The sequence below is a fragment of the Adhaeribacter arboris genome (genome assembly GCF_003023845.1).
Classification (GTDB): Bacteria; Bacteroidota; Bacteroidia; order Cytophagales; family Hymenobacteraceae; genus Adhaeribacter; species Adhaeribacter arboris.
Map to the genome: position 1 here is coordinate 2,062,257 of NZ_PYFT01000001.1, position 13,294 is coordinate 2,075,550.

Below are 13,294 nucleotides of genomic sequence, written 5' to 3' on the forward strand. Positions count from 1 at the left end.
GTTCTGAAGATATACTTACGCCTAGTTAGGTACTATGCAGACACTTTACTTTTTTAAAAAATCCAGTAGAATAAAGAATATCTTATTCATAAGCGTTCTTTTGTTAATTGGCAGTTTCGGTAAGCTTCAGGCGCAGGAAGCGCCTTTCCGGAAAGGAATTAATTTAACAAATTGGTTTCAGGCAGCCAGCGTTCGGGAAGTCCAGATTAATAAATATACCCGAAAAGATTTTGAGCAAATTAAAAGCTTAGGCTGCGATGTGATCCGGCTGCCGATTAATCTGCACTACATGACCAGCGGAGCTCCAAATTATACCCTGGAACCACTCTTCTTCCAGTTTTTAGACCAGCCGGTACAATGGGCCGAAGAATTAAACCTGCACCTGATTTTAGATAATCATACCTTCGACCCAATTGCGAACACCCCGCCCGACATTGAGCAAATTCTGAAAAAAGTGTGGCCGCAAGTGGCCCAGCATTACCGAAACCGCTCCAACTTACTCTACTACGAAGTTCTGAATGAGCCGCACGGCATTAGCGCTACTCAATGGAATGCTATTCAGCAAAAAGTTATCAACGCTATTCGGGCCGTGGATACCCAACATACTATAATTGTGGGCGCTACTAATTTTAACAGTTATCAAAGCATGGCCGAAATGCCGGTTTATCCGGATACGAACTTAATTTATACCTTCCATTTTTACGATCCGTTTTTGTTCACCCACCAAGGCGCTAGCTGGGTAGAACCTTCGATGGAGCCATTAGCTCAAATGCCTTTTCCGTACCAAGCTACCAATATGCCCGCTTTACCCGCCACCTTAAAGAATACCTGGCTCGAAAGCGCTTATAACCAATATTCCACTGATGGCACCGTAGCCAAAGTAAAAGAATGGATTGATGTAGCGGCTAATTTTAAAAACACCCACGGAGTAAAAGTGTTTTGCGGCGAGTTTGGGGTGCTGGCTACGAATAGTCCGTCCACCGACCGGGTAAACTGGTATCAAACTGTGCGGAGTTATTTAGAAGAAAAAAATATTGCCTGGACTACCTGGGATTACCACGGCGGCTTTGGTTTATTTAAACCCGGTGGCAATGATTTGTTTCACCACGATTTAAACATTCCGCTATTAACTGCTTTGGGTTTTAACCTGCCGCCACAAACCGATTTTACCATAAAACCCGATACGGTTGGTTTTTTAATTTACGATGATTATCTGGGGGCGGGCTTAAGCAATGAAAGTTACGGCAGCGGCAATGTAAACTTTTACTCACCCGACTTGCCCAACAACGGCAACTATAGCATTTCCTGGGCTAAAGCCGAGCAGTACAACAGTATTAGTTTAAATTTTAAACCAGATAAAGATTTATCAGAATTACGGAAAAAAGCTTACGCGCTGGATTTTTTCGTGCGAGGCACTGCGCCCGGCGTAAACTTCGACCTCCGGTTTATTGATACTAAAACCACAGCTCCCAACGACCATCCCTGGCGGGCGGTTATTACTTTAGATGCGCAAAAAGTATCTTTCGACGGGCGCTGGCATCATCTCCATATCCCGCTGACGGACTTTGCAGAACAAGGAGCCTGGGACAACAACCAATGGTATAACCCGGAAGGTAAATTTGATTGGAGGCGGATTGACCGCCTGGAAATTACCAGTGAACATGCCGCTTTTAACAATAATCAACTGTGGTTCGATAATGTTTACCTGACTGATCAAGATACCGCGCAGGTGCGGCAGCCAGGAACGGTTACGGGCACTAAAAAAAATCAAAATAAATCGGCAGTACATGTTTACCCCAATCCGGCGCGTAACCATTTAACAATTAAAGCGGAAACAAACGGCAAATTAACCTACGAAATACTGGATAATCTGGGTCGGGTTCTTTTAAGAAACAGCTTCCAGAGCCAAACGGAAGTAAATATACTTACCTTCCCCGCCGGAGTTTATTTGGTTAAATTAACGCAAACCGATCATTCGTATACTATCCACCGAATGGTTAAAGTTGATTAATTCGGTAATTAACCAGTCAAGCCGGTTTGTTTACAAGCGCAACGGAATTCTAGATTGTACCCCGAAATTCTAAACTATTAAACCAGCCGAACGTAGGTAAGCGGCCAGGTAAATCGTTCCTGGTTATTTAATTCTGCTATCTTTGCCGCTTATTTTTACCCCATGACTCGTCAGAAATATTTTTCCCTTATCCTGATTTTAGGTACCCTTACCGCGCTTGGCCCTTTTTCCATTGATATGTATTTGCCCGGCTTCCCGGCCATCGCGAAAGATTTACGTACTACAGTGGCCGATGTAGCGCTTTCTTTATCCAGTTTTTTCATTGGCATTTCGGCGGGTCAGTTGTTGTATGGTCCGTTACTAGACCGGTTCGGCCGCAAAAATCCGCTTTACGCCGGCTTAATGGTGTATGTTATTTCTTCGGTGGCTTGTGCTTTTGCTACTTCCATTGAAACTTTGGTGGCGCTGCGCTTTGTGCAGGCCATTGGTAGTTGCGCCGCGGCAGTTGCCTCGGTAGCCATGGTGCGCGACTTGTTCCCGATTGAAGATAACGCTAAAGTATTTTCGCTGCTGATGCTGGTAGTGGGCGTATCGCCGATGGTAGCGCCCACTGTAGGGGGTTACGTTACCGCTGATTTTGGCTGGCAAACCGTGTTTTTAATTTTAGCGGGCATGGGTGCCGCCATTTTAGCGGCCGTTTATTTTGGTTTACCCGAAAGCAGTAAACCCGATCCCTCTTACTCCTTAAAACCTAAACCTATTTTAACCAATTTCTTTGGCGTATTAAGAGTGCCGCAATTTTACACGTATGCCTTTTCGGGAGCTATTTCGTTTGCCGGTTTGCTGGCGTATGTATCGGGTTCGCCTTTGCTCTTTATGGAAATTTTTAAAGTGGGTGAAAAACAGTACGGCTGGATCTTCGCTTTTCTTTCCGTTGGCTTAATCGGCGCTAGTCAGGTAAATAGTATTTTACTTAAGAAATACCGCAGCGAACAAATTATACTCACGGCACTTTTTTGCCAATCGTTCACGGCTCTATTATTTGTAATTGCCACCACGATGGGCTGGCTGGGATTGTTTGCCACCATTGCTTTTATTTTTGTTTACTTGTGCTGCCTGGGTTTAACTTTCCCGAATGCGTCGGCTTTATCCATGCGGCCTTTTTCTAAAAATGCCGGTAGCGCCTCCGCCTTAATGGGAGCATCGCAAATGGGTTTTGGGGCAATGGCTACGGTATTGTTAAGTTTATTTGAAGCCCGTTCGGCCTTGCCCATGACCGCTATTATGCTCGGCTCGGCTTTGTTGGCTTTCATTATATTAGTATGGGGTCGTAAAGCTATTCCGGCTACCGAAGATGAACCCCAGATAGAAGCACCCGCCGGTATGCTGCATTAAAAATTAAGATAACATCCAGTAAAGATTCAAAGTAAATTCTATAGATTAAAACAGGAACTCGCCTCCGTTGAGGAGGTGCTAAGAACAGCTTTAAACACCTAAATTCTACTTTATGATTGTAAAAGCCGGACCCGTACAGGCCCTTTATGATAAAGGTTTTCTGCGGTACATCCAAACTGCGGGGCACGAAGTGGTACGTATGATTTACTTTGCCGTCCGCGATCAGGATTGGGAAACCATTCTCGGCACTTTAACCGATGAACACATTCATACTTCCGAAGATACTTTTTCTATCAGCTATACCTACCACCTAAACCACCAAGATATTAAAATGAAGTGGCAGGCCAAAATAAAAGGTCAGGCGGACGGCACTATTACGTTTGATTTAAAGGGCTTCGCTCAAAGTAATTTTTTAAGAAACCGGGCGGGTTTTTGCGTGCTGCACCCCATAACGGGTATAACTGGGCAATCATGTCGCCTGGAACACCCGGATGGCAGTTTTACCTACGGCACCTTCCCTATTCGTATCAGCCCGCACCAGCCTTTTCTTAATTTAAAAGCCATGGAATGGCCGGTTGCCGAACAAGGAGTAGCCCGCCTGGAATTTAGCGGGGATATTTTTGAATCTGAAGACCAACGCAACTGGTCCGATGCATCTTATAAAACGTACTGTACTCCTTTAAGTAAGCCTATTCCGGCTCAGGTACATTCCGGCGATGAAATACAACAACAGGTAGTTTTCCGGTTGGTAAAGCCGGTACCAGTGGTAACTACTACCCCCACTACTCTCCTTTCGCGCATTCACGTACATCCGCAGCCGATAGCCTTCCCGGAACTAGGGCTAGGAATGAATTCTTTTGGCTCAGATCCTAACGCAAATGAAGTCCATTTTCTGCAAAGTCTCGGTTTAAAACACCTCCGGGCAGATGTTTTCTTAAATCAGGCGCACTGGCGGGAACCGCTAAAAAGGTCCTTACACCAAAGCACCATCCTGACTATTCCTTTAGAACTGGCCTTGTTTTTTGGCGAGGATGCTTCAGAGCAGGTTCATTCGTTCGTAAATTTTATTCAAGCACAAGCTGTACCACTACAAAGTATTTTAATTTTTGATGCCGCTAAGAGTTACACTACCGATGCCTTACTGCAGAAAGTAGTTCCGGCTTTACGCACTACTTTTCCGGGAGTACCATTAGGAGGGGGCAGCGATGCCAACTTTACTGAATTTAACCGGCATCCTTTTACCCTTACCTCCACTGATTTTGTAGTTTATGCCATTAACCCGCAAGTGCACGCCTTTGATGATCTAACGTTAATAGAAAATACCGCTTCCCAGGCCGACACCGTTGAGAGTGCCCGGCATATAGCAGGTAAGCGACCCATTCATCTATCGCCGGTTACTTTAAAACCGCGGTTTAACGCCATTGTTTCTTCCGACCAAAATACTTCTACGATCCCAACCGATCCACGTCAGCCAACCAGTTTTATCTCCGGCTGGACCTTGGCCAGCCTGAAATACTTAACCGAAGCGGGCGCTGCCTCCATTACTTATTTTGAAACCACGGGCCCAAATGGCATTTACCACCAAGATCAACCTTATGCGGTGGGTTACTTGCTGGCCTATATTCTGGCGTTTAAACCAATCCACGTTTTACCTACTAATCACCCGGAACCTTTGAAAATAACTTCTTTTTTGCTGCGTAATGATATCGGTAGCTGTTTATTGATAGCTAATCACACTTCTGAACCGCAGGTAGTAGAGCTGCCGGAAAATTTTATTATTCATACGCACACTATCATCGGAACAGCCACTGGCAAAGCTACCTACCCCAATTACTTACCTGGTTCTCAGCTCACCCTTTCGGCTTTTCAAACTGTTGCCCTGGACGGAGCTTTACTTTAAAATTTATAAAATAAAAAGAACCTTTTGACACAGGTGCGCGGCAAAACACAAGACAAAAATAAAATAATAAAAGGTTATCTATCTGTGTTGCCAACCATTAACAGGGCTTATTTTAAATTTTAAACGGGGATGACCATCCATAACCTGAAACCAAACGAACGCGAGGTAATTAAACTAGCTAACCACTTCGGTAAACGGGCGGAGAAACTAATAAAACTAGGTAAACTTAGTCCGGAGCACCAGCAAGTTTCCGAATCGTGTACAAAATTAACGGAGCAGATTTACGCGCACGCGGCTGCCCGCGAAGTTGTTTTAGAAAGGCGCGAGAAGCTGGGTAAAATTGTGCAAGACCATGCTACCTGCCCACAATGCCACAAAAATTCGCATCTAAAAATAACCGGCATTGCTCGCCACGAGAAAGGTTGGCAATCGAATAAATATAAATGCCGCCGTTGCAACGTGCAGTTTACCTGGAACCGCCCGAACAATCCCTGGGATATGCTGCTTTTTATGCAGGATTACGTGGCAAAATTAAACGCAAATATTGATAACGAGGCTTTAGACCCTGAAGTCCGGCAACATTCCGAAATAGTAGTAGAACAAATAAAGCAAAACATTTTGCAGCTTGAACCGGTTTTAAACCAGTCGGATGAAGAATTTACGCAAATGAACCAGCGCGACGAGGAAATGACCCGGCTCCTGCAAAGCTTCAAGAGCTATCTTCAAATAGAGAAAATAAAAATGGATTCCTGGCAAATAGATTAACTACTTTTACGTATTAGTTTTAATCAAGCCTTCCGTTACGAACGAAGGCTTTTATTTTTTAGAATTAGAGTTTGCTTTTTGTATGATTTTAGAAGCTTTAAAAGCTAAAACTGCCGCCTGCCACCGTAACGTAGAAGCCAGCCCTCTAATGCAGCCCATTGCTACCCGCCAACTTACTCCGGAAAATTACACGCAAATTCTACGCAAATTCTACGGTTTTTTTCAGCCCCTGGAAAGTTCAATTCACCTTGTACCTAGCTTAGAATATTACCTGCCCGACTTACCTACCCGCCGAAAAGCCGCCAGTATTTTGCAGGATTTACGCGCCATTAACCAAGAAAACATTGCACTGGCTACGTTACCCCTTTGCCCAGATTTGCCGCGTATTTCGGAAATAAGCGAAGCCTTGGGGCTTTGTATGTAATGGAAGGATCTACTTTAGGCGGAAAGGTAATTTCGAAGATTGTTTACGAAACTTTAGGGTATACTCCGGAAAACGGCATTGCTTTTTTTAACGGCTATGGTACTCAGACCGGCCCCAAGTGGAAAGCTTTTCAGGAAGCTTTAACGCGATTTGCCTTAACTCCGGCGCAGGAGGAAGCCATTGTTACTACGGCTACCCGTACCTTTCAGAAGTTAGAAGTTTGGTTTAATACTTAAACGCTAATAAGTAGGTAGTACGTTTTACGTCTTTAATGTTTAGTGCGTAAATGCCTTATAATTAATTTAATTCTGTCCGAGCACTTAAAAAATCCGCTATAATTAAAATTTAAGTTAAATCTAGTATAGCATATTCATATACAAAGCTTTGAAAACGTACAACGTAAACCTACTACCTATTTAAATGGATATTCCTACCAATAAAAATTACGATTCGGAGTTTTGCGGCAGTTTGCCCCTGCACTTTATTAATTTAGTACAGCCTCACGGCTTTATCATGGTGGTGCAAAAAGAAACCTTTCTGATCCGGCAAATCAGCGAAAATGTAACGGATTTTCTAGGGGTTACTCCCGCCGATATCCTTAACCGGAATTTAACTGAATTTATATTAGCCGAGCAAATAGAGGTAATCCGACGCAAAACCCAGCAATGGAATATCGAAGACCGCATTCCCGAAAATGTTTCTTTTACCATCAACAGCGTCGAGAAGAATTTTAGTGCGGTTATTCATAGCAAAGAAAACTACATTTTACTGGAACTGGAACCCATTCAGCCGCTGGCGCCTGGCCAACTGGATTTTGTGCACATCTACCAGGAAATCATGTTTATTTTGGCGGCCTTTAAAAAAGCCGATACCATTGAGAAGCTGGGCCAGATTGCCGTTACGGAAATTAAAAAGTTATCTGGTTTTGACCGGGTAATGATTTATAGGTTTGATAAAAACTGGAACGGCAGTGTACTCGCCGAAGCTTTGGAGCCCGACTTGCAGCCTTATTTAAATTTATGTTTCCCGGCTTCGGATGTACCACGCAATGCCCGCGATTTATATTTTAAAAATCCGTACCGTTTCCTTCCGAACCGGGAGTATACGCCCGCCCGGCTCGTACCGGTTTTAAATCCTATTTCTTCCAATTTTACCGATTTATCGGATTGTAATTTACGCAGTGTGGCCAACGTTCACTTGCAATATTTAAAAAATATGGGGGTACAGGCTTCTATGTCGACTCCTATTATTAAAGACAACCTGCTTTGGGGATTAATTTCCTGCCATCATAAAACGGCTAAAAACTTGTCTTTCGAAATGCGTTCGGCCTTTGTTTTATTATCTTCCATTATTTCGGCGCAGGTAGTAGCCAAAGAAAACGAGCAAAGCTTAGGTCAGATTAATAACCTGAACGAAGTTTTCACGAAACTATTGGCCCAAATGTACCAAGAACCGGATTTCAGGCAAGGTTTAATTCAAGGAGCTTATACCCTGAACCATTTATTCACGAGTACGGGTGCCGCCATTGTGCTGGATGGCGAAATCAAAAAAGTGGGTAAAACCCCGACGAACGACGAGATAAAGAGTATTGTGCATTGGTTACAGCGCTCCCGGATAAATAAAATATATATTACCGAAAACCTGACGCAATTTCTGGAACCTGCCATTCATTATAAAGAAGTGGCGAGTGGTTTAATTGCTTTACCTATTGCCCTGGAAAGAGGTGACTATATCTTAGGTTTCCGGGAAGAAAGAGCGCAAACGATTGACTGGGGGGGTAACCCGAATCAAGCTATTACTATAGAACCAGATGGTAAAACCTATCACCCCCGAAATTCCTTTGCTGTTTGGCAAGAACAAGTGAAAAACATGTCCTTACCTTGGTCGGAGCAAGACGTGCAAATGGCGGAACAGTTACGGATTGCGGTATTAGAACGAATAGTAAGAGATAGCCATTAATGCTTCGGAAAGGTTAGAGTTGGATAATGATGCTGGTTTGTTAATTTTAGATAGAAATAGTAAATAGATAATAAATAAGTAGGCGGGTAGTTTATTCTAAATAGTCGTATAATCCGCGTTTAAATGATAATTTTAGGTCATCTTACATCTTCCGCAAGAAAGTAGTGCATTTAGCCACTAAAACAACCGGAAATTATTCCTTGATAAAAGGCAAACCCGATCTTTGCCGCGTTAAGATGGAAAGCTGATGGCTTCGGCAAAATAGAATGGAAACACAATCAACATCCGATAGCTTTTTCACGGAATCGCTTTACCAGCCGCAAAAATTAAGCTCGCGGGTACCGGCAGCTAATTTTTTTGTGGTCGCCATTGGCGCCTCTGCCGGAGGTTTAGAAGCGATTAATGAATTTTTTGACCATTTACCCGCCAACACCGATGCTTCCTTTGTGGTTATTCAGCATCTCTCGCCTACTCATAAAAGTTTAATGCCGGAATTGCTGACTAAGCACACCACCATGACCATTATGGAAGCGCGGGATGGCTTAATGCTACAGCCTAATTGCATTTACCTGATTCCGAATAAAAATACGCTTACCATACAACAAGGCAAGTTGCGGTTAGCCGATAAAAATCAATCTTCGGTTCCTAACATGGCCATTGATACGTTTTTGCACTCTCTGGCCACCGATACGGGTAAAAGAAGTATAGCGGTTATTTTATCGGGAACCGGCAGCGATGGTACCCGCGGCCTGGAAGCAATAAAAGCAGCGGGCGGCGTAGTAGTGGTACAAGATCCGGCTACCGCTCACTTTGATGGAATGCCGAATAGCGCCATTGCCACCGGCTTAGCGGACGCCGTGCTGGCCCCGAAGAAGATTGCCACCTACCTGGTTAATTACATTAATAATTACCATAGCGCGCCGGAAACGGCGGCCGTAGATACTTCGCTGCAAAACAACGCGGTGCTGGAAGAAATTCTGGAATTTGCGAAAGAAACCTGTGAGCTCGATTTTACCTCCTACAAACGCCCTACTCTGGCCCGCCGGGTAGCCAAGCGAATGCTCGAAATTAATTTTGACTCCTACGAAAAGTACTTGCAATTTTTAAAAGAAACGCCCTCCGAAATTAAACATCTGTGCGGCGATTTCCTGATAAATGTTACCCGTTTTTTTCGCGATGAACGCGCTTTTGCTCTTTTAGAAGAAAAAATTATTCCGGAAATCGTCCGCTCGAAGCAGCAGGACGAGAGCATTAAAATTTGGGTAGCAGGCTGTAGCACCGGCGAAGAACCGTATTCCTTAGCCATGTTATTGGACACGTATTTAAACCGCCATCAAATTTACTTGCCGGTAAAAATATTTGCGACCGATGTAGATAAAGAGGCTATTCAGGTGGCATCCCGGGGGGTGTATCCCGAAACTATAACCCAGGTATTGCCGCCACCCATGTTAGCCCGGTATTTTGTCCGGCGGAGCGATGATTATATTGTGTGCGAACCTATCCGGAAAATGATTATTTTTGCGCACCACGATGTGGGCAAAGATGCGCCCTTTAGTAAGGTAGATTTAATTAGTTGCCGCAACATGCTTATTTACATGGACGGCAATTTGCAGCATAAAGTATTACAAGCCTTTCACTTTGCTCTAAATATTGGGGGATTTTTATTTTTAGGTCCTAGTGAAAACCTGGGCGCCTTTAAGCAGTACTTTGCTGAAATCAGCCGGAAATGGAAAATCTACAAAAACCTGGAGGCCTCCCGTAAAACTTTACCTCCTAATTTATTAGTGCGCAAGCTACAAGTTGACGCGCGGGTACCCGCTGAGCCTACCCGGATAAAAAAGAACAAACAAAGCCTGCAACACCAAATAAGTGATATTTTTAATGCCACCCTGGTAGAAGAATTTAACTACGCCGGCGTTTGCATTGACGAAAATTACCGCCTGTTACATGCTATTGGCGATTACAAAAAATACTTAGACCTGCCTGATTGGCAACTACATTTTAGTTTAATTAAAATGGTGCCCGAAGACCTGGCGGTAGCTTTGGGTTCTTCCATTAGAAAAGTAGCCAAAACCAAGCAAAAAACTATTCTGCAAAATGTAAAGCTTACCCGTAATGGTTCTTCCCGGCTAATAAATATTATTATAAAACCGTATTTGTCCGGCGAGTTCAGCGAACGGTTTCTGTTTGTTTTATTTTGTGAAGCTAGCCGGCCTAAAAATCAAAAATTGGAAACGCGGCTTTTATCGGCCAGTAACCAAAATGAACAAATTGCGGCTTTAGAACTAGAATTAAGCGAAACGAAAGAAAATCTCTATTCCACTTTCGAAGAATTGGAAGTATCCAACGAAGAACTCCAGTCCAACAACGAAGAACTTCTCTCGGCCAATGAAGAACTGCAAAGCACCAACGAAGAACTGCAATCGTTAAACGAAGAGCTGCATACGGTTAATACGGAACACCAGCAAAAAATTAAAGAACTTATTGAGTTAAACGAAGACCTGGATAATTATTTTAGAAACGCTGATATCGGTCAGATGTTTGTGGATCAGCAACTAACCATCCGGAAATTTACTCCGGCCATTGTTAACCAAATCAATTTAATTCCGAGCGACATTGGCCGACCCCTGGCTCATTTTTCCAATAACTTATTGTATGATCATCTGCTCGATGATATTCAAACGGTAATCGATACGGGTAAGCCCCTCGAAAAAGAAATTCAAATCAGAAATGGCCGTTACTTTCTGATGCGTTTGGTTCCTTATTTAAAGCAAACAAACAAATTAGATGGGGTAGTGATCACCTTCGTAGATATTACGCTGCTTAAAGATTTGAATAACACCCTCCAAGGTATTTTAAATAGTTCTATCAATGGTATTACCGCTTTAAAAGCCTTACGAGGCTCTAGTAACCAAATTGTAGATTTTGAGTGGACCATGGCCAACGAAGCTATTGGCCGGATATTTAAAAAGGATCCAATGGAGTTACCCGGTAAAAGTTTACTAACTGAGTTGCCGGGCATGAAAACCAGCCGCTTATTTAATCGTTTTGTGCAGGTGGTAAATACCGGCGAATTATTAAACTTAGAACATTATTACGACTACGATGGCCTGCAGAGCTGGTTTCAGACAGTAGCTACTAAAGTAGAAGACGGACTTACCATAACCTTCGCCGACATTACCGAGAAAAAAATTGCCGAGCAAAAATTATTATCGGCCTACCAAGAATTACAATCAGCGGAAGAAAATCTAAAAAAACTGAATAACCAATTAGAAGCACGTATTGCCGAACGTACCCGGGAGTTATCGGCGAGTGAAGAGCGTTTCCGGCTTATTTCTTTAACTACCAACGATGTAATCTGGGATTGGACCATGATGAACAATAAGCTTTGGTGGAACGAAGGTTTTAAAACCATGTTCGATTACACTACCGAACAAATAGAGCCCGGCGTAGAATCATGGTTTGAACGCATTCACCCCGAAGACAAAGACCAGATTATTACTAGTTTAAACCAGGCCATTAATAACAGTCAGGAGCAATGGTCGGCCGAATACCGCTTTCGCAAAGCCGATGGTTCGTACGCGTACGTGTTTAATCGTGCCTACATTATTTTAAACGAAAATCGAATTCCGTACCGGATGCTCGGTTCGCTGATTGATTTAACGGATTTAAAATTAGCCCAAGAAGAACTACGTAAAACTAACGCTAATTTAGTCCGAATAAATAACGACTTAGATAATTTTGTTTATACCGCCTCGCACGACTTAAAATCACCCATTTCTAATATTGAAGGCTTATTGTACCATTTGGAGATGGAATTAGAAAATGCGGACGACCGTATTCTGGAAATTTTAAGTCATATTAAGAAATCCGTCGACCGGTTCCAAACCACTATCAAAGACTTGGCGGAAATTACGAAAGCGGAAAAACAGGAAGAAGATGATATTACCGAAGTAACCATAGAAGATTTACTGGACGACATTAAACTTAGTATTAATAATTTAATGGAAGAATCAGCGGCCGTTATCGAAACCAATTGCCAGGAGTGCCCCGCCATTAAATTTTCTAAAACCAACCTTAAAAGTATTTTGTACAACTTAATTAGTAATTCTATCAAATACCGGGCGGCGGAACGTCCTTTACAGATAAAAGTCTCCACCGAAAAAGTGCCGGGCTACGCTGTTCTTATTGTACAGGATAATGGTTTAGGCATTGAAGAATCGCAGCAATCCAAATTATTCGGTATGTTTAAACGATTTCATAACCACGTCGAAGGCTCGGGAGTGGGCTTGTATATTGTAAACAAGATTGTTCAAAATGCCGGCGGCCGGATTGAGGTAGCCAGTAAACTGAACGAAGGCACTACTTTTAAAATATTCTTGCGCAGTGAGTGAGCTAGGCTCTTAAATAAAAAGGCGCTTGTGTAAGCGCCTTTTTATTTACGTTTTATGTAACTTCTATTTTTATTTAGTTACTTCCCGTTCTTCCAGGTAAGCCCACATGGCATCTTCATCGGCTCCAATAAATAAAGCATAAACCATCATAATGGTATAAACTCCCGCCATAAGAATACTCAACGGAATACTAAAAATAAAGGAAAACAAGGTAGTAACCATTGGGTTTAATTTTGTTTCCATTTTGGTAGAAGCATATAGAAAGAACAGTAAATTGAAAGCAACCGAAACAGCCACAAGATTGATTAATTCCAACATAGATTAAGAATATTTGATATTGAAGTATTCTTTAAGCAATTTTATAATTCTGTAAACCAATAGTAAACTATTACCTTGATTCCTTTCGAAATTTAAAAATAAATTTTAAAAAACAGAAACAAATAAAA

9 protein-coding genes are annotated in these 13,294 nt (G+C 42.7%); 8 read left to right on the top strand and 1 reads right to left on the bottom strand.

The window, feature by feature from the left end; all coding sequences use genetic code 11:
- Positions 1 to 34 precede the first annotated feature (34 nt).
- The 8 genes from AHMF7605_RS08435 (at position 35) to AHMF7605_RS08470 (ending at position 12,848) form a co-directional block, all read left to right on the top strand.
- Positions 35 to 2,011 (top strand): cellulase family glycosylhydrolase, encoded by a 1,977-nt coding sequence (locus tag AHMF7605_RS08435; protein WP_106928284.1) that lies wholly within the window; start codon positions 35 to 37, stop codon positions 2,009 to 2,011.
- Between the two features lie 162 nt (positions 2,012 to 2,173).
- On the top strand, positions 2,174 to 3,406 hold the full coding sequence (locus AHMF7605_RS08440; RefSeq protein ID WP_106928286.1) for a multidrug effflux MFS transporter: 1,233 nt from the start codon (positions 2,174 to 2,176) through the stop codon (positions 3,404 to 3,406).
- 112 nt (positions 3,407 to 3,518) lie between these two features.
- Positions 3,519 to 5,306 (top strand): hypothetical protein, encoded by a 1,788-nt coding sequence (locus AHMF7605_RS08445; RefSeq protein ID WP_106928288.1) that lies wholly within the window; start codon positions 3,519 to 3,521, stop codon positions 5,304 to 5,306.
- A gap of 129 nt (positions 5,307 to 5,435) precedes the next feature.
- Positions 5,436 to 6,071, top strand: a complete 636-nt coding sequence (locus tag AHMF7605_RS08450) for a hypothetical protein (protein WP_106928290.1) — start codon at positions 5,436 to 5,438, stop codon at positions 6,069 to 6,071.
- Between the two features lie 82 nt (positions 6,072 to 6,153).
- The gene (locus AHMF7605_RS30785; RefSeq protein ID WP_106928292.1) at positions 6,154 to 6,495 is read left to right on the top strand and encodes a biliverdin-producing heme oxygenase; all 342 of its coding nucleotides are present in this window, start codon (positions 6,154 to 6,156) and stop codon (positions 6,493 to 6,495) included.
- Positions 6,495 to 6,731 (top strand): biliverdin-producing heme oxygenase, encoded by a 237-nt coding sequence (locus AHMF7605_RS30790; RefSeq protein WP_394336193.1) that lies wholly within the window; start codon positions 6,495 to 6,497, stop codon positions 6,729 to 6,731. Before AHMF7605_RS30785 ends, AHMF7605_RS30790 begins: the two co-directional genes overlap by 1 nt.
- 184 nt (positions 6,732 to 6,915) lie before the next feature.
- Complete coding sequence (locus AHMF7605_RS08465) at positions 6,916 to 8,454, top strand: GAF domain-containing protein (protein WP_106928296.1); 1,539 nt, start codon at positions 6,916 to 6,918, stop codon at positions 8,452 to 8,454.
- Between the two features lie 266 nt (positions 8,455 to 8,720).
- Complete coding sequence (locus AHMF7605_RS08470; protein WP_106928298.1) at positions 8,721 to 12,848, top strand: chemotaxis protein CheB; 4,128 nt, start codon at positions 8,721 to 8,723, stop codon at positions 12,846 to 12,848.
- Between the two features lie 69 nt (positions 12,849 to 12,917).
- Here the strand turns inward: AHMF7605_RS08470 and AHMF7605_RS08475 are convergent, their stop codons facing one another.
- Positions 12,918 to 13,091, bottom strand: coding sequence for a hypothetical protein (locus tag AHMF7605_RS08475; RefSeq protein ID WP_233218984.1), 174 nt, complete (start codon positions 13,089 to 13,091; stop codon positions 12,918 to 12,920).
- Positions 13,092 to 13,294: the final 203 nt, after the last annotated feature.